Below are 18129 nucleotides of genomic sequence, written 5' to 3' on the forward strand. Positions count from 1 at the left end.
CGTATTGCGCAAGATAGAGGCTGTTGGCGGGGTTTCAACCCATTGTCACAATACGCGCGAAGGCGTGATCGAGCATTTCGCCCGGAAGCTCCATCAATCGGGCGTCATAGGTCCACAGTAACGCACAGACGATCTCATGCTTGGGATAGATTTCCTGTAGCAGTGCCCGATAGGCCGCCATTTGCGCAACATAAGTTGGATCAACTTTACTGGCCTCAAGCGGGGGTGGACGGTTGGTTTTATAGTCCACAACCAACACTTGCTTTTCCGTCACAACCAATCGGTCGATCTGGCCGCTGATCCGCACATTCTTTGGCGCACTTGCTGGGCGACCGATGATCGGCACCTCCGCACGGGATCCCGGCGCAAAAACCGCCGCAAACTTCTGATCGGTCAGAACGGTCAATATCTCATTGCGCCATTTTGCTCGTTCGTCCTCGTCAATATTTCCCGCGAGCCGCAAAAGTAACTTCTCTGCCGCACTCGCTCGATCACCAGCGGGAACATCAGGCAACAATTCGAGCAATCGGTGTAAAATCCGTCCACGGAAATATCTATCACCGTCAGTTGATGGCCCAACCGGGGAATATGCGGCGGTCGTCGGCTCCGTATCCTCCTCGCCCAATAGTTTCGACGGGGCAAGGCGTGCACCCCTCGTCTCTATTGGTGCGGTTTCGAATAGCCACGACGGAATGGTGAATGCATCAACATCTCTAACATCAGAATGGGTTTGTTTGACATCAGCGGTCTGCGGACATGAAATCCGCATCACAGGCTCTGGTCTATTCGCCCATAATGGTTCATCACTTAGCTTTACTTCCGTGCCCATTCGATCAAAGGCATCACATGAAAGTGCGTGCCAAGATTTTACACCTGTTTCTTTGCTGTTGGGGTCTTTGTTATTACCTTGCTCAATGCCGCAAATATAGAGCCGATCTCGGGCACGTGTGGCGGCCACATAAAACAAACGGCGATATTCCTCATAATCTAATTGCAATTTCTGTTCGCGCGCTTGCTCGCTCAGCGATACATCGTCAGCCTTTGGACCAGTCAACAATTTAAACCCTTCGGGCAGGGCTACGTCTTGAGGTGGCGCTACCAACGGACCAACATTTTTGCTTTGCACCTCTCGGTGCGCGTCGAGTAAAAATACAATATCAGCCTCTAAACCCTTGGCACCGTGAACCGTCATGACACGGACTGAGTTGTTCTCGCGCTCCATTTCGCGTTTAATATCACCCGCAGCATTTTCGAACCAAGCGACGAACGCCCGCAGAGAACGCGGCTTCCCGTTTTCGAAATCAATCGCTTGACGCAATATCTCATCCATCGCATCGCTCGATGCTTCGCCCAATCGTTCATAAAACCGCAAACGACCAGAGGTCTCACCGGTTTCAAGCACATGACTGAAGAATGCGAACGGCCCCTGTTGGCGCGCTATATCGCGAGCCGCAGAAATTTCTCCATAGGCGCGGCTCCAATGCGCATACTCATCCTTGCGCCGCCGCAATTCCGCCCAAAGGCTTTGATCGCGATCAAAAGCAAGCGGGAATAAATCCTTATCGTCATCAAAACCGAAAAGCGGGCTTTTCAGAATTTCAGCCAGCGATAAATCATCCGACTGATTAAGTGCGAACCGCGCATAGGAAAGCAGATCCTCTATTGCGGGATCTTCCATCAACACCAGACGATCCGGCCCCGCAACAGGGACCCCATGAGCCGAAAGACGCTGGATAACCTCGCGGAAAAGCGGGCTGCGGCTCTGGACCAAAATCATGATGTCACCCGGACGAATGGGCTGTCCGTTCGATTCCAAAACCTCACCGCGATCAAGCCAATCTTTGATGGTCAGCGCAATTCGGTCACATAGAACCCGCACAGGATGTTCACCCGCCGGCGCATCGACCGGCGCATCCCATGCCTCGACTTTTTCGGTCTCAGGGCGTGGTGCCAGCGGCCATAGCTCAACCAAACCGGCCACCCCTTCGCGGCAAACGCCGTGGGTCGGGATCGGGTATTCGCCCAAGCCTTCGGCAGCCGCGCGCTCGGAAAATACTTCATCCACAAAAGAGAGTACGGGTGCCGTTGTTCGAAACGACATTTTCAGTTGCAGGTTTTTATAATCAGTCACCGCCGTAAGGCGTTGCCCCAAATCTAATTCTTTGGCTTTGAATAAGCCAACATCGGCACCCTGAAACGAATAGATCGATTGTTTCATATCACCAACAGCAAAAAAACTACGTTGGTCCTGCCGCGCGCCCGCGCCGCTAAAATATTCTTCAAACAGGCTTTCAACCACAGCCCATTGGCTTGGGCTGGTGTCTTGCGCTTCGTCGATTAAAATATGATCGACGCCATAATCGAGCTTATACATGATCCATGCCGAATTCACCCGGCTGAATAATTGTCGTGCGCGGACAATCAAATCATCAAAATCCAATGCTGCACGACTAATTTTTGCCTCAGCATAAAGGTCATTTAACGCCGTACATAGCCGCAAGTGCGCAGCAGTATCATGAAAAAGCGCCAGCGTTTTTATTTGTGTAAGTGTTGCTTCAAAATCCGCGGCAAGTTTATCGAGGAATGGCCCCACCCACGGATCAACCTTGTTTGTCGCCGCCGTTGCAATCTTTTTGCGCATCCCTTTGCGGTCTGCGGTCATCAAGAACCCCGTCAGAATCTCCCATTGTTCACTCGGATCGGTTGCAATGAAATAAGGAGCCAATCGCTTGGCCGCTTCTTGTGGTTGTTTGCCATCCGCGGCCAAACCGTCATGGGCACACTTTAAATCATCGTCTGATAGAAAGCCGATAAACTGGGCTTTTATGCTATCTTCGTTAAGCGTTGGGTCGATCAATAATTGCCGCGCCAGAGCCGCAAGTGTCTGTTCTAAGCTCTCATCTTCAAAAGTTACGCGCCGCCCAAATAGCAACAAATCACGAAGGGTTTGCTCCGCCCGAGACGCAGAAAGTCGTTTAAACGCCGCCGCAATTTCGGGATCTTTCTTCGCGCCAACTGCCAGTTGGTCTAGCGCACGATTTCGAATTGCTAATGCTTGCGCGTCTTCAATCACCGTAAACCCTGGTGGCGCTCCGGCCTCAATCGGAAAACGACGCAACACGCTTTCGCAAAAAGAGTGAATCGTCTGAATTTTCAAACCACCGGGGGTTTCAAGCGCCTTGGCAAAGAGCCGCCGCGCGCCCGCTAGGTCCGCTGCTGATTTTGAGGTTTCGTCCTCGCCTTCAAGTTCGGACAGCGCTTTGACCAAATCCGCATCGCTTGCAAGCGCCCACTCTCCGAGTACGGAGAATAGACGTTCCGCCATCTCTGCGGCCGCCGCTTTCGTAAAAGTAATGCACAAGATTTTTTTCGGATCGGCACCGGACAGCAATAACCGGGCAACACGATTGGTCAACACCCGTGTTTTACCAGACCCAGCGTTTGCCATCACAAAAACTGAGCTTTTCGGATCAGCGGCAAGCCGCTGGTTATTGGTTGTTTCCTCTAGCGGCGTCATTCGTCACCCCCGCCATCGCCCTGTGCGCTTCGCTCACGGCGGCGTGCAAGATGGTCATAGTCACCAAAACTATCAGTATATTGCGGACGCGGTTGAGAGAGATAAGCATTTTCTGGATCCGCAAAATGAAGCAGTAGCGCGACCAATCCATCACGAGTTTCAGCAATGAGCTTGGCGGCGTCATCACCGCTCAGGCCCGCATCACGTTCTTTGGCTTTTCGTCCAACCACTTTGAGGTATTCAAAGCCATCAACCGGGGCTGCGCCCAATTCATCAAAGCCGCCTTTTTCAACAATAAACCCAGTCAGCGGTAATTGCGGACTAAACTTTTGTTGCATCTTCAAACTTGGTGGGTCGCCGGTTTTGTAATCAATCACGAATGCGCCACCCGTGCTTAACAAATCGATCCGATCGGCTCTGGCATTAAGGGTATAGCGAGTACCGTTTAGATCGAAACTATATTCGCCCTTCCCTTCGATCACCGCAGGGGTGCCCAGCGCGCGTCGTTCGGTATCCCAACTCGCGAGCCACACCAGCGCATCCCCAACACGCTCGCGCCAGAAAGCATCGTGGCGGGCCTCATATCCATATTCCGGTGCGTGCGCATCAAAAAGCGCGCGCAATCGGGCTTCACGGTCAGCAACATCCGGTAAGGGACCGTGCGCATATTCCTCCATGATTTTATGAAAGAGGTTGCCCACATGTCGCGCACTGAAATCTTCGCTCAGCGCATCGAGTTTTTTCAACCCTAAAATTCGCCGTGCATAAATAGCATACGGGTCGCGCAACAACTTTTCGATTGCGGTCACAGCAAATTCGGTTGGCCGTGCTTCTGCTGGTGGTAACGGTTTGGGCGCATGAATGTGTTTTATATCTTTAGGTTTATCGAGCAGCCCTGCAATCGCTTCACTTCTTTGCGAGACATCAACAGTCTCAAGAACTTGCGCGCCCTTTAGTATGTTCTTTAAACGAACAATCCAGCGTGAAGGTTTGGTCGGTTTTCCGCCCGCGCGGGTCGAACGCGTGAGCAACACCTCAGGCGAGGCTGACAACTGCGCAAAGTCGTGCGCCGCGAGACCAATTCGGCGTTCGGGCGACGGCAAACCCAACTCTTTACGCATGGGCCGTGACAAAAACGGATCAATCGCCGCATCGCGTGGCCAGACACCCTCGTTCAGGCCTGCCAAAATAATAACATCTGCGGTTTGTAAGCGCGCTTCTAGTGGGCCAAGAATTGAAAGCCGAGGGTGTGCCGGCTCGCGCCGTCGGACAGCACCACCCGCGATCAACCGCGTAAAAATATCCACATACTCAGAAGACTGATCATGCGTGATCAATCCCAAACTATCGCGCATCGTCGCCAATAACGCCGCCCCCTCGTCGCCATCATCACCACGCCACAACCGCTCAGCACCAGCTTCTTCATCGCTACCACAAAGAACCTCGCTTGCGGCCAAATGGGCCTCGAAACGATCAGTAAAACTGGCGTCCGGATTTGGCCAAAGCTTCGCAGCACGTTCAAGTGTTTCAAAAAACGTCGCAAACTCACCCTCTAAGGGGGAATTGAGTTCAAGACGTTTGCGCAACCCTGCGAAACCACCTTGGGGTTTAAGCCCTCGTAAGGCCCGATCCACACGACCGATCGCACGGGCGCGGTCTTTACCACTAACACCGCCACCAAACCGCGAATGATCCAGCAGCGCCATAAGGTGCACCGGGTCCGACACGTCACTGAGCCACGCCGCCGTTAACCGCAGAAAAATACCGCATGGCGTATTAGCGAATGGCGCGCCCGCAGAATCGTCAACAACCACGCCCCACCGCCGCATTTTAATTGCTACCCGGCGCGCGAGATCACGATCTGGCGTCACAAGCATTGCGGTTTGAGCGGGAACACTGACAACCTCACGAAGCCTTGATGCGACGATGCTCGCTTCGCGCTCTTCATCACGCGCCTCTACAAGACTAAACCCTTCAAGCGCCTTTGATATGGCATCTTTGTTAGATTTGACTTCTTCGGCCCATTGGCGCCAATCGTCCGATGCATCCGCTGGCCGTAATGCCATCGTTACTAAATCGGCACGCGGATCACTTTTGTTACCGTCCGCCGTAGGCCACGAATATATCGCCCCGCGCTCTACCTTCAAAGATTCAATCAAAGATTTCAAACCACTTTGGGGGTGTGGTTCGTCAACGGCATCCCAAACATGATCTGGAGAACGTAAATCTAATCCCGGCAGAACAACACAGCCAAAAGGTAATGCCGCAACTGTGCTCATCATTCGCCCAACTGCCGGGGTTGAACCTGTCGTCCCCGCAATAACAATCGGGCGCGAAGGCGGCACCTCTTCCCACCGGCGGGTTTGTTTATCGATCAAAGCAATACGCCGTGCCGCGGGGTCAAAAAGCGATTGTTCCGCCAGATAATTTGGCCACAACTCGGTGACGATTTTCAGAAACTCTAACGATCCCTGCCAATGTTCCGCCAGTCCATCTGGCACAATCCGATCTAAATCAGACGCGTCAATTTCTTCTGTATAAAGAGAGTCAAGCAGTTTCCCAAGCTCGTCCGCCGCCGAAATTGCGCCGGCCCATCGGTGTTGCCCATCAAAGAAAACCCGGTCACGTTCGGCGATAAGGCGCGCCAAAATGAGCCGCCGATTGGCCGAAGAAATTGCCGGTGGCAGCGACAGCTCGTCGTCTAACGTCCCGCCCAAATCGTCGAGGACGAATTCGTCTTCATCGATGTCTCCGAGCGCGCGAATATGGGGCGTTAGGGCGGCATTAGTGCCCGCCGCCTCTAAAAATGCTTCTGATAATGCGCGTGCAGCACGCCGCGTCGGCAGATAGATATGCGCATCGGAAACATCCAAACCCGCTGCCGTCAGTGAGGCAGTAAGCCCGCGTGCAAGATCGGTCAGGAATGGCCTCCCGGAAGCAATCGAAAAATATCGCGGTCCCGGCGCGTTAAAAATCTCTGACGGTGTCAACGGTTTTTTCCTAATCGCTTTTCCGCAAGGGCATGACCATCAGGATCACCCACGTGCAACCAATCGCCGTCATATATGACACCAAAAAGCCGTCCACGACTGGCTGCCAGATCCCACAAAACGCGTGTCGAAAATGCGCCACCCGGCCCCTCAGAAATCAGACCCTGCGCGATTATCTGTAATCCGGTGAACACAAACGGAGCCGTATCGCGTTTCCGTAATTGAATTTGTCCGTCAACAGATCTATTAAAATCCCCCGCCCCATCATATCCGCTGGTGCGCTCAATCGGCACCAACAGCAATAGCGCATCCATCTGTTCTCCATCCCAAACACTTGCCAAGGCCGTACATGCCTCGGGTCCATCACCATCAATCATGATGGCATCAGTATTGGTGCAGAAAACAGGGCCGTCGGCGAACAGCCCCCGCGCTTTTTGTAAGCCGCCGCCGGTTTCTAGCAACTCTTGGCGCTCATCCGAAATGACGATCTCTGGGGAGGTTCGACCAGCCAAATGGTTTTCAACTTGCTCGGCCAAATAATGCACATTGACGACTGCGCGCTCAACGCCAACCCTCGCAAACCGGTCGAGCGCATAATCAATCAATGGCTTTTCTGCCACTTCGATCATGGGCTTGGGCCGATCATTGGTGAGCGGGCGCATACGCGTTCCAAGGCCGGCAGCAAGCACCATGGCGGATCGGGGCATGGCGGCAATCATACAAGCTCCGGGAAATATTTTTCAAAAAACGGCACGAGCGGGGTCATTGCAGGGCGCGCAAGGTCGCGGCGGAAATGCGCCTCAACGCGTGGTAGTAGTTCAAGATACCGTGGCTTGTTATCACGCTTAGCGAGCCGCGCGAAAATACCTAAGATCTTCGCGTTGCGTTGCGTCGCCAAGATCGCATAGTCACGTTCAAATTGAACGCTCTCACAATCGGATTCGTCGAGATAATAGGCAAACATTTTTTCGGCGAGGCCCGGGCTAACGTCGCGACGCGCGTCTTCGAGAAGTGACACAAGATCATAGGCCGCTTGACCGAATAAAGCGTCCTGAAAATCGATGACGCCAACCTTTGCGGCCCCTTCTCGGTCTGGTAACCACAACAAGTTTTCTGCGTGATAATCGCGCAGCGCAAATGTATGTGGTGCCGACAGCCCATCAAGAACGCTTGCCCACCGCGCACGATAATCTGCATAGATATCATCATGCGCGTCAACGCCATGTTTCAATGGCCAATACCATTCCATTAACAAACGCGTCTCGGCATCAAGCGCCAATCCGTCATAATCGAGCATCGCGTATGTTTCATCCGCAGGTCGTGTTAGCGATTTTTTGTGTAAGCTCAGCAACGCGTCAATCGCATGTTGATAAAGGGTTTCTTCATCAACGCGGTCCACCACGCGGGCAAAAAGATCGTCGCCCAGATCCTCGATCAAGGCATAGCCATTCGCAGGATCAGCGGCATAAATCTCGGGCGCAGACAGCCCCGCTGCCCGCAGCGCATTTGCCATCGCTACAAAAGCGTTGAGATTTGGCCCCGCCAAGCGCGCCATGGCATTGTAGCCAAGCGCTTTTCGCGTGACCTCGTCAGCGTCCACCGGGCAAGACGGCGCTTCAGCACTCGGTGGCGCAATCATGAAGATGGCCGACTGGCCGTGGTGATCAAGGCGCTCGTAACGACGCGTCGAGGCATCCCCCGCAAGCGGCACCGCGCGTGCATCGACCCAACCTGCGGCGGCAAGGAAATCTGCTCTGGTGTCGAATTGTTTATCTTGGGTCATCCCGCTCATTCTATGCGATTCCTGCATCATTAAGGCGTTTCGCCCAATCTTCATCTACGTCCAGAATGGCGCGGCGCGCCTTACTTGGGCCCGAGGTTTCTAACCGTAGCCCAAGGCTTTTTTCAGGCAACAACCCGTCGATCCGTTCCGGCCACTCGATTAACACTACCCCGCCTTCAAGCGCTTCTTCTAAGCCAAGTTCCCAAACATCATTTGGGTCTTCAAGCCGGTAAAGATCGAAATGCCAGAGTAAAAACTGATCATTGTCATAGGTTTCAACCAACATATAGGTGGGGCTCGGCGCGTCTTTGACATCGGTGAGTTCCGCAATGACAGCCCGGGCAAAGGTTGTCTTCCCTGCCCCCAAATCACCGGCCAGTCGCACTATATCACCGTCATTCAGCACTCGCGCCATCGTCGCGGCAAACGCTTTGGTCGCGGCCTCATCGGGCAAATTTAGCTCAATCGTCGTCATGTCGTCCTTTAGATTTTCCCGGAAAATACCAGGGCCGAAGCGTGAAAATTAGCCACATCGTCATGTCAATCGCCGCATAGAGACATAAAAGACTTGCCCTCACATGCTAAGGCCTTACATCCACCTATTCGTAAACATGTCCCATTAGCTACAGACGAGCCTCATGCCAAAAATTACTTTTATCGAACAAAATGGAACCGAACATGCCGTCGAGGCTGCCGAAGGCGCGTCCGTAATGGAGGCCGCGGTTAAAAACATGGTTCCCGGCATCGACGCCGATTGCGGCGGGGCCTGTGCCTGCGCCACGTGCCACATCTATGTAGACGACGCTTGGCGTGAAAAAACGGGCAAAGCAGCCACCATGGAAGAGTCGATGCTCGACTTTGCCTATGAGCCAAAAGAAAACTCACGCTTGTCTTGCCAAATCAAAGTCACCCAAGACCTTGATGGTTTGGTTGTACGCCTGCCGGAATTCCAAGGCTAAAGCTCGCATTTTCGTTTCTACCTTGACCTATGCTGGCTCGCATTGTTTCATGAACAAATGCGGAACATTACACCAATGGCGCTTGCTGCCAAGCCCGAAAACCCAACCCGGCCAGATCGCACCGTCGCTTTAACGCGGGGCGTGACACGGCTTTTTATTGACATGGGCCTCAGCCCAATTACGGAATTTCGCCTGCCCATCAAACGGCGGGCCGACATTGCGGCCCTTGATCGGCGCGGAAAATTAGTGATGGCGGAAATAAAGTCCTGTCGCGCGGATTTTGAATCAGATCAGAAATGGCCAGAATATCGCGAATATTGCGATCAGTTTTTCTTTGCGGTCGATCCTGATTTTCCCGCGGATATCCTACCCTATGACCAAGGGCTGATTATCGCTGACGAATATGGCGCGGCCATTAAACGACCCGCACCGGCGCGCCCACTTGTGGCCGCCAGACGCAAAGCAATCACACTACGGTTCGCGCGGCAAGCCGCTTTTCGCGCCCTTGCCGCCCCAGATGTTGCCGATCCAAAATTGGACTAAGCCTTATTGCGGGGTCAACCGAAGTACTTTGCCCGATGCTTCAGGGTCGTTTGTCAGCTCTGTCGCTACATAAATTGCCCCATCTGGACCGACGCGAACATCACGAACGCGCTCGCCGCGATCGAGCAAATACCGCTCTTCACCTGCAGGTGTGTTGCCATCCATCATCACATGATGAAGCGCAGCACCGGCCATCGCGCCGATCAATAGATCACCATCCCAATCGGGGAACATATCGCCGCGATAAACCGCAAGGCCCGACGTTGCAATTGACGGCGTCCAATACTTCACCGGTTGGGTTGTACCTTCATATTCTGTAAACGGTGTAATCTTCGCGCCATTATAATCGATACCGTAGCTCGCGAGCGGCCAACCGTAATTATTGCCTGGCTCAATGATGTTCAATTCGTCCCCGCCGCGTGGACCGTGCTCTGTTTCCCACATCACATCGCGGGCCTGGTCATAGACAAAGCCTTGCGGGTTGCGATGACCTTTTGTCCAAAGCTCAGGACGCGAATCATCGCCAAATACCGGGTTATCTTCGGGGATTGAACCATCTTCGTTCAAACGCACGACGGCACCAAAGCTGGTCTTCATGTCTTGCGCTTTTTCTTTATATTTCGATCCTTCGCCAATCGTCACATACAGCTTGGAATCACCGCCCCAAACCATGCGGCCACCATAATGATGATTTGTGTCTTTGTCAGGCACAGCATCATATAGCACCTCAAGATCGGTGAGTGCTCCATCGGAATATTTTGCGCGAGCAACGCGCGTTGCATTCTTACGGTCAGAGCCATTGGCATAGGCAAGATATAGCCAGCCATTTTCAGAAAAATTTGGGTGCGGAAGAATATCAAAAAGTCCAGCTTGACGACCGGGGTGAATATCCGGCAATCCTGAAACAGGATCGGCAACCAAGGCCCCATCCCGGATGATCCGCAATCGTCCAGCCCGCTCACTCACCAGCATGTCACCGTCCGGCAGGAACGAAATTGACCACGGATTGACCAACCCTTCGGCGAGCACCTCTATGTTTAGCGCAAGCTGACCGTCTGGCGCGGGATCAGCCAAGGTTTCTTGCAACGCAGGGTCGCCACCGCCCTTTGCGGAATTTGCACCGGCGTCATTAGCGCCAGAGCAGGCCGTCATCAGTAAGGCACAGCTCATCATCAGGAAACGCTTGGTCATTTTCGGCCCTTTCGCAAAAATGGATTATACTGTTCTCTTGGGTATGCGCAGGCGGCAATAGAGGTCAATATTCCGGCGCATGAATTGATTTTCGACTATGCTATACTATTTGGGCCTTGGGCAAAATGGGGCGCATAAAATGGCGGCAAAGAGGGCACTATGAAAATTGGACAGACGGCCATCGCCTATATCCTCGCGGTGCTAACCACCTATGTGATCGCAGCAGGTTTCTACACTCAGCAAGTGATCGCCAAACAGACCGCTATCGGCATGGAGTTTACCAGCGGGCAGCAATTTAATAATTACCTGAGCAACATCACTGGTCTTTGGGCCTATGCCGCGATGATCGCCATTGCCCTTTTGATTGCATTCATTGTTGCGGCTGGGGTTAAGCGGATTTTAAAACCACTTGCAGTCATTGCCTATCCGGTCGCCGGAGCCGCGGCCATGTTCGTCATGCTGATATTGATAGAGCGGCAACTTGGTGGCGGTGCCGGTATCATTGGTGGCGCGCGCGATGCCCTCGGAATTTCTTTGCAATGTTTTGCAGGTTTCTTGGGCGGCGGGCTTTTCGCCTTGCTAAGGCCGCGATAGAACCCCCTCCAATATGCAAAACGATTTAGCCTCCTTGATCCGCAATACGGCCGCGCGCGTCCGCGCACGCGATTTCATGTGGGCGATTGGTATTAGTGCCGGGGTCTGTGCCGCACTCATCTTTGCGCAGCTCGCGGATTGGCGATTAGCGCTTTTGGCTTGGGTCGCATTTTTAGCGGCGCTTTCGGTCAGATACCGATTTTCGTCTGGGCGAGTTTGGGCCGCCCCCGTACAGCGCATCATCGAGACCGAACTCAACGCTCAAAAAGCAGAGCTCGCGCGCCTTCGCATGGCCCAAGGGGTCGCGCGGGCATTACCAGAGCCATTATTTATCCTCGAGGCCGATGGCCTGGTAGAACATGCAAACCCCGCAGCCCTAGACCTTGTTGGTATGACCGAAGTCACCGGGCGGCACTTCGCATCGGTATTGCGTGCCCCCAGCGTTTTTGAAGCCGCTGAAAATGTTATCGCCACCAATGAGTCTGTAACCGTCGAATTCACAACGATTGGCGGCGTAGAGCGCACTTGCCGCGCCTATATCACGCCCATTGAGACTGGCGTTGAAGAGTCGAACCGCGCACTGGTATTTATCCGTGATCTGACGAGCGAGTTACGCGTCGAGCAAATGCGTGCAGACTTTATTGCCAGCGCCAGCCATGAACTACGGACGCCATTGGCATCTGTGCTCGGATTTATCGAAACCCTTCGCGGCCCAGCTAAAGACGATCCCGAAGCGCGTGAAAAATTCTTGCTGGTTATGCAAGCGCAAGCCGAACGCATGCAGCGACTTGTGGCTGATTTGATGTCGCTTTCGCGGATCGAGCTGAATGAACATGTGCCGCCACGTCAGAGCCTTGATCTATCGGAGATTACGAAAGACGTTATCGAAAGCCTTTCGCCGTTATTTGAAGCCTCAGAAGCGATTGTCGATTTCACAAAAGAAACCGACGAGCCGACCAACATCCGTGCCGACCATGATGAAGTTTTTCAGGCCATTCAAAATCTCGTGGACAACGGCGTGAAATATGGCGGAGAGCCGCCCATGGTAAAGGTCAAAGTTGGGCGCGGTGCCGCGCCAACACCGTTTAAGGATGGCCCGCCTGCCCATCGCGCTGGCGATAGCGCAGAACAAGTTGCAGCCCGTCTCGGCATTCCCGTTGAAGACCTTGTCTATGTGCAGATCCGTGATTTTGGTGTCGGGATTGAGCGAAGTGACCTGCCGCGTCTGACTGAGCGGTTTTATCGGGTTAATGTAGAACGCAGCCGCAAAAGCGGCGGTACCGGCCTCGGGCTTGCGATCGTCAAACACATCATGAACCGCCACAAAGGTGGGTTTCAGATCGAAAGCCGGCCAGCAAACGGCGCGTCTTTCACTTGTCATTTTCAGTCGGCACCTTAACGCGCGTTTGACGAAATCAAAAAAATTATGCGCAACTGTTGCGCTTTTTCATTTGACCAGACAAGAAATTGTCATAAATAACCCCCATGTATTCGGTCCCCCAGCACAATAATTTGCTATTCAATTGAGTGTGACCGAGTCAAAAATAGAAAAAAGATAAAGAAAACAAATTCATGCCAACGTCAGCCCCGAGCCAATCCTACCCTGCACGTCTCGAACTTGAGACGTCACTGTCGCGCATGGCCGCGCAGGTAGAGAGTCAATTGGCCGGCGCAATTGGTGCGTTTGAGCGGCGGGACATCCCAACCGCAGAAAAAATTATTGCGGCTGACGAACGTATAGACGCCTTCGATCATGCGATCGAAAACAAAGTCATGGAATTACTGCTGCACGGCCCGTTACCCGAAGAGGCCCTGCGCGAGGTCATGACCATCGGCAAAATTGCCGGTGAACTTGAGCGCGTTGGTGATCTTGCAAAAAACGTTGCTAAACGAACTTTAGTGGTCAGCATGGAAGCGCCCGCGCGCCCAACCTCTGGCGTTGCGCGCATGGGCCGCGCGAGCTTGCGACAAATCTCAGACATTCTTACAGCGTACTCAGCGCGCAATCTCAACGCTGCGAAAGCAGTTTGGGTCGGCGATGATGAACTCGACGAGTTGTATAACTCAGTATTCGAAGAAATTTTGGTGGCGATGATGCGCGACCCGGCCAAGGTCAATGCGTGTACGCATCTGGTTTTCACAGCAAAGAATTTTGAGCGCGTCGGTGACCATGCGACCAACATTGCTGAGGCATTGCATTTTCTGCTGACGGGGTCGCGTATTATGGAGTCTCGACCAAAAGGAGACAAGACCTCGACAATCACTGTTTCACCCCCTAAAGCGGGCACGGTTTAGACAGAAACAGGATCCGCATCAGGTTCTGATTATCGAGGACGCCACATTTCATCGGCACCTTGATATCGCGTCACAACCCGATGCGCCTAAGACATGGGACGTGCCGGCATGCCCGAGACAAAGGTCTTGATCGTCGAAGATGAAGACGCTCTTTCGACCCTTCTAGAATACAACCTTACCAAAGAAAAATTTGATGTTGCGATCGCCACTGATGGCGAAGACGGCCTGCTGAAGGTCGAAGAATACGGACCGGACATCATTATCCTTGATTGGATGCTACCGAAGGTATCAGGCATTGAAGTATGCCGCCGCCTTCGCGCGAAACCGGAAACCCGGAACATTCCAATCATTATGCTCACCGCGCGGTCAGAAGAAGCCGACCGCATTCGCGGTTTAGAAACTGGCGCAGATGATTATTTAACCAAGCCATTTTCAACCGCGGAATTGATGGCGCGCCTAAAAGCAATCTTGCGGCGCATCCGACCCGGCCTTGCCGATGATACGGTAGTGTTTGGCGACATCAGCATTGATCGCGTGTCGCACAAGGTCACGCGCGGCGACAAAGAAATTCATCTTGGGCCGACGGAGTTTCGTCTTCTCGACCATTTGATTCAACATCCGGGTCGGGTTTTCTCACGCGAGCAGTTGTTGAATGCCGTTTGGGGTTCTGACGTTTTCGTCGAAGTCCGTACAGTTGATGTGCATATTGGCCGACTACGAAAAGCGCTCAATAAATATAAACAGGGCGATGCTATTCGAACGGTACGATCTGCGGGTTATGCGCTTGATATGAGCTAAAAAAAAGCCCGCCAAATGGCGGGCTTTTTAAATTGCTATAGCTGCTTAGATTAGCTTGCGGCTGCGCGACGCTTTTCGAGCAATGCAGATGCTGGACGACGAACCATCGGACGGTCGCGACGTTGTGGTGGCTGAAATGCGAGACGCGCATGATGCGTGCAATAGGATTTACCCATTGATGCAGGTTGTCCGCAAAAATGGAAATCATCTTTCGCCGGGTCGCCAATAGGCCATTTACACATATTGTTTTTGATCGTCGCGACGGTCGTCATCGCGCCGGTATCAAGAACAACTGGGGTGATCGTATCAACTTCAGGAATAACCGATTTAATCTCAGTCCGTTGCTGCGGTTTAACCGTAACAACTTCTTCGCGAGGCTCCTGCGAAGGACCGCAACCGCGTTGTGGTTTCGCTGGTGTCGCGCGCCCAGAAAGGCCAAGACGGTGCACTTTACCGATCACTGCATTCCGCGTGACGCCACCCATCTTATTTGCTATTTGCGCCGCCGAGAGCCCTTCAGCCCATAGGGTTTTCAAAAGCTCCACCCGCTCATCCGTCCAAGCCATCTCGACTTCTCCTCGCGTTGATTCCGGAAAGCGCTACCGCGCTGGTCTAAATCTCAATATTTAGTGTAGTGAGTTAACGCCACTCCCTGGGCGCCTAAATATAGTATCCTATAGGTTGAAAAACACAACATGGCGCCCCCACAAATTTTTGCCCACCACATGTTGATAAATCGTCATACTTGACGCGAACGCGCCATAGCGCGCACACACAGGTTGCAACGCAATAATCAAAATTGGCACTTTTTATGACCACGACAGACACTTCAAAAGAAACAGAAATTCCCGCATTCGACCTGAGCGCAGGCTTTGGCGCACGTCGCTTTGGGGCCGTCAACTGGCTTGGATTGTGGACGCTTTACCTCAAAGAGGTACGCCGCTTCATGAAGGTGGTTTTTCAGACCGTTATTGCGCCGGTTATTCAAACGCTCCTGTTCCTGATTGTCTTTACACAGGCTTTTGGCGCTGCGCGGCCCGATGTAAATGGTGTTCCATTCATCGAATTTCTGGCCCCCGGCCTTATTATGATGGCAGTGCTAACCAACGCATTCACCAATTCCTCTTCCTCGCTCATTATTGCCAAGGTCCAAGGATCAATCGTCGACGTTCTCATGCCGCCATTGTCCGCGTTCGAACTTACGGTTGCGCTCGTCGCGGGCGCAGCCACACGCGGGATTATGGTTGGTCTGATCACGGCCACCACCTGCGCCGTGTTTATGGCCTTCAATGGCAACCCAATGCGTATCGAAGCCTTCTGGGCTATTCTTTATTTTTCAATGGCTGCGGCGGTCATCTTTGCAAGCCTCGGTGCTATCGGCGGGATCTGGGCCGACAAATTTGATCAGCTCGCCGCCGTCTCGAACTTCGTTATAACGCCGCTGACATTTCTCTCTGGTACGTTTTATTCAATCGAAAACCTGCCTGAGCCATTCCGCACCATAAGCCACTACAACCCGGTCTATTATTTGATTGATGGGTTCCGTGCTGGCTTTACTGGCGTTCACGAAGCCAGCGCCGTAACGGGCGTTTTAGTCACCTTAAGCCTCGCTGGAATTTTCTCTGCGGTTGCTTACATGCTGCTGCGCATTGGATACAAAATCAAAGACTAAGGCTTTTCATGTCACAAACTTCTCCTCAGAACGATTTCATTTTGCCGTTTCAGATCGCTGACACGGCCGTACGTGGCCGCATGGTTCGGCTTTCTGGGTCAATTGATCAAATTTTGAATGCACACGAATTTCCTGACCATTTGAGCGAACTCGTAGGCGAAGCAACAGCGCTTGTGGCGATGATGGGCGCGGCGCTAAAATTCGAAGGAAAGCTTATCTTCCAGGCCCAAGGTGATGGCCCTGCCTCTTTGGTCGTCGCGGACTATTCCGCTGGCGGTGCCTTACGCGCCACCGCCAAGGCTGATCGCCTTGACGATTTGCCAAAGGGGGCGGCTGCCCTATTGGGCAAAGGGTCGATCGTCATGACGATTGATCAGGGGGCTGATATGGAACGCTATCAAGGCGTAACCGCAATCGAGGGCGAAACACTCGCCGAGACCGCAGTCTCTTATTTCGCCCAATCCGAGCAAATCCCAACGGTCATCAAGCTTGCCGTTGGCCGCATTCAAGCCCCCGGAGAAAAAGAGCAATGGCGCGCGGGCGGTATCATGGCGCAGTTTGTACCCGGTGAAGGCGGCACGCGTGAGCGCGGTGAAGCATCACTTTTATCTAGTGACGATCAGGAAATTTGGGACCGTTCGCGCGCTTTTATCGAAACAACACAGGCCGACGAATTACTCGACCCGTCAATCACCGCCGAGACTCTGCTGTACCGGCTTTTCCACGAAGATGGTGTGCGTACGTTTGATTCCATGCCCCTACGTGCTGAATGTAGCTGCGAGATGGAAAAAGTCTCTGCCGTTCTCGCGCGCTATTCAAAAGAAGAGCTAAGCGATATGGTAGAGGGTGATGCTATCAACGTAGCCTGTGAGTTTTGCCGCCAGACATACCGGTTCACACCGGAAGGAACACCTATCACCTCATGAAAAAAAAGCGCTTTGCCAAAGAACTTGAACCACTAGAACTCGAGCTTGCAAAACTGCAAGAAACAGTCGCGCGCAAGGGGATGAAAGTCGCAATCATCTTTGAGGGGCGCGATGCGGCGGGAAAAGGCGGCGCAATCAAAACCATCATGAGACGGATGAATGCGCGAATTTGGCGTATCGCCGCCCTTCCAAAGCCGTCTGCCCGTGAACGTACCCAGTGGTATTTCGAGCGATATGTTAAACACCTGCCTGCTGGCGGCGAAATTGTTCTGTTTGACCGGTCTTGGTATAACCGTGCCGTTGTTGAGCCTGTCATGGGGTTTTGCACCCAAGACGAGCACGAACAATTCATGCGCGAAGTCCCGAACTTTGAAAAAATGCTCGTGGATAGCGGTATGATCGTTATCAAGTTCTGGATTCACGTTTCCGCCGAGGAACAAGAAAAACGTTTTCAGGACCGCGCAAACGATCCGCGCAAGCGCTGGAAGCTTTCACCTATCGACCTCAAGGCACGTGACCTATGGATAGAATTCACCCGGTATCGCGACAAAATGTTTGCGCAAACGCACACAGATCACGCACCTTGGCTAGTGGTCGACGGCAATGACAAAGAAACAGCACGATTAAACATTATTCGCGCGGTGCTGGATCGTGTTCCCTATGAATTTAATAAACAAGCATTCGATCCAATCGAATTGCCGCCGCGCCCGAACATCAAAGACAGTGATTACAACGAGCCATCACTCGATGAGCTAAACCTAGTCAAAGACTATTACGCTGAGGACAAATAGCGCATTGACTTAATTCACTAATTTTTCCATCGGAACTATTCTTAACCTTGCTTGTTGCATTCACGCATAC

General features: G+C 52.9%; 16 protein-coding genes. 9 read left to right on the top strand and 7 right to left on the bottom strand.

All coding sequences use genetic code 11. The features are described 5' to 3' along the window. Nucleotides 1–34: 34 nt before the first annotated feature. Genes addA through tsaE form a run of 5 tightly spaced genes read right to left on the bottom strand, consistent with a single transcriptional unit; the run spans nucleotide 35 to nucleotide 8765 of the window. A complete protein-coding gene (gene addA, locus ABFZ84_RS03460) occupies nucleotides 35–3517 on the bottom strand; it encodes a double-strand break repair helicase AddA (RefSeq protein WP_369312518.1) in 3483 nt (1160 codons plus the stop codon). Beyond that, on the bottom strand, nucleotides 3514–6507 hold the full coding sequence (addB, locus tag ABFZ84_RS03465; protein ID WP_369312519.1) for a double-strand break repair protein AddB: 2994 nt from the start codon (nucleotides 6505–6507) through the stop codon (nucleotides 3514–3516). Before addB ends, addA begins: the two co-directional genes overlap by 4 nt. Continuing rightward, entirely contained in the window at nucleotides 6504–7214 is a 711-nt protein-coding gene (locus ABFZ84_RS03470; protein ID WP_369312520.1) for a nucleotidyltransferase family protein, read from the bottom strand. Before ABFZ84_RS03470 ends, addB begins: the two co-directional genes overlap by 4 nt. Nucleotides 7215–7222: 8 nt before the next feature. After that, the gene (locus ABFZ84_RS03475; protein ID WP_369312521.1) at nucleotides 7223–8299 is read right to left on the bottom strand and encodes an aminoglycoside phosphotransferase family protein; all 1077 of its coding nucleotides are present in this window, start codon (nucleotides 8297–8299) and stop codon (nucleotides 7223–7225) included. A 1-nt stretch (nucleotide 8300) separates the two neighbouring features. Further along, nucleotides 8301–8765 (bottom strand): tRNA (adenosine(37)-N6)-threonylcarbamoyltransferase complex ATPase subunit type 1 TsaE, encoded by a 465-nt coding sequence (gene tsaE / locus ABFZ84_RS03480; protein ID WP_369312522.1) that lies wholly within the window; start codon nucleotides 8763–8765, stop codon nucleotides 8301–8303. Between the two features lie 163 nt (nucleotides 8766–8928). On the opposite strand from tsaE, the gene ABFZ84_RS03485 reads away from it, so the two are divergent. Both ABFZ84_RS03485 and ABFZ84_RS03490 read left to right on the top strand, forming a co-directional pair. After that, nucleotides 8929–9249: a 2Fe-2S iron-sulfur cluster-binding protein gene (locus ABFZ84_RS03485; RefSeq protein ID WP_369312523.1), complete on the top strand. Its 321-nt coding sequence runs from the start codon at nucleotides 8929–8931 to the stop codon at nucleotides 9247–9249. 75 nt (nucleotides 9250–9324) lie between these two features. Beyond that, complete coding sequence (locus ABFZ84_RS03490) at nucleotides 9325–9792, top strand: MmcB family DNA repair protein (RefSeq protein WP_369312524.1); 468 nt, start codon at nucleotides 9325–9327, stop codon at nucleotides 9790–9792. Between the two features lie 3 nt (nucleotides 9793–9795). On the opposite strand, the gene ABFZ84_RS03495 is transcribed toward ABFZ84_RS03490, so the two are convergent. Then, nucleotides 9796–10983 (bottom strand): PQQ-dependent sugar dehydrogenase, encoded by a 1188-nt coding sequence (locus ABFZ84_RS03495; protein ID WP_369312525.1) that lies wholly within the window; start codon nucleotides 10981–10983, stop codon nucleotides 9796–9798. A gap of 159 nt (nucleotides 10984–11142) precedes the next feature. Between ABFZ84_RS03495 and ABFZ84_RS03500 the strand changes: the two genes are divergently transcribed. The 4 genes from ABFZ84_RS03500 (at nucleotide 11143) to phoB (ending at nucleotide 14670) form a co-directional block, all read left to right on the top strand. Continuing rightward, on the top strand, nucleotides 11143–11577 hold the full coding sequence (locus tag ABFZ84_RS03500) for a hypothetical protein (RefSeq protein ID WP_369312526.1): 435 nt from the start codon (nucleotides 11143–11145) through the stop codon (nucleotides 11575–11577). A gap of 13 nt (nucleotides 11578–11590) precedes the next feature. Next, the gene (locus ABFZ84_RS03505) at nucleotides 11591–12976 is read left to right on the top strand and encodes an ATP-binding protein (RefSeq protein WP_369312527.1); all 1386 of its coding nucleotides are present in this window, start codon (nucleotides 11591–11593) and stop codon (nucleotides 12974–12976) included. A gap of 173 nt (nucleotides 12977–13149) precedes the next feature. Beyond that, a complete protein-coding gene (phoU, locus tag ABFZ84_RS03510) occupies nucleotides 13150–13872 on the top strand; it encodes a phosphate signaling complex protein PhoU (protein ID WP_369312528.1) in 723 nt (240 codons plus the stop codon). A gap of 108 nt (nucleotides 13873–13980) precedes the next feature. Then, nucleotides 13981–14670 carry a phosphate regulon transcriptional regulator PhoB gene (gene phoB, locus ABFZ84_RS03515; protein WP_369312529.1) on the top strand — a complete coding sequence of 230 codons (690 nt, stop codon included), beginning with the start codon at nucleotides 13981–13983 and terminating at the stop codon, nucleotides 14668–14670. Between the two features lie 50 nt (nucleotides 14671–14720). Here phoB and ABFZ84_RS03520 read toward each other — a convergent pair whose 3' ends face one another. After that, nucleotides 14721–15236: a GcrA family cell cycle regulator gene (locus tag ABFZ84_RS03520; RefSeq protein WP_369312530.1), complete on the bottom strand. Its 516-nt coding sequence runs from the start codon at nucleotides 15234–15236 to the stop codon at nucleotides 14721–14723. A 245-nt stretch (nucleotides 15237–15481) separates the two neighbouring features. Between ABFZ84_RS03520 and ABFZ84_RS03525 the strand changes: the two genes are divergently transcribed. Genes ABFZ84_RS03525 through ppk2 form a run of 3 tightly spaced genes read left to right on the top strand, consistent with a single transcriptional unit; the run spans nucleotide 15482 to nucleotide 18059 of the window. Then, nucleotides 15482–16342, top strand: a complete 861-nt coding sequence (locus tag ABFZ84_RS03525; RefSeq protein WP_369312531.1) for an ABC transporter permease — start codon at nucleotides 15482–15484, stop codon at nucleotides 16340–16342. A gap of 8 nt (nucleotides 16343–16350) precedes the next feature. Further along, nucleotides 16351–17268 carry an Hsp33 family molecular chaperone gene (locus ABFZ84_RS03530; RefSeq protein WP_369312532.1) on the top strand — a complete coding sequence of 306 codons (918 nt, stop codon included), beginning with the start codon at nucleotides 16351–16353 and terminating at the stop codon, nucleotides 17266–17268. Further along, entirely contained in the window at nucleotides 17265–18059 is a 795-nt protein-coding gene (gene ppk2 / locus ABFZ84_RS03535; RefSeq protein ID WP_369312533.1) for a polyphosphate kinase 2, read from the top strand. The genes ABFZ84_RS03530 and ppk2 overlap by 4 nt, the downstream gene beginning before the upstream one ends. Nucleotides 18060–18129 lie beyond the last annotated feature (70 nt).

Source organism: Hyphococcus lacteus (assembly GCF_041058985.1).
Lineage (GTDB): Bacteria > Pseudomonadota > Alphaproteobacteria > Caulobacterales > Parvularculaceae > Hyphococcus > Hyphococcus lacteus.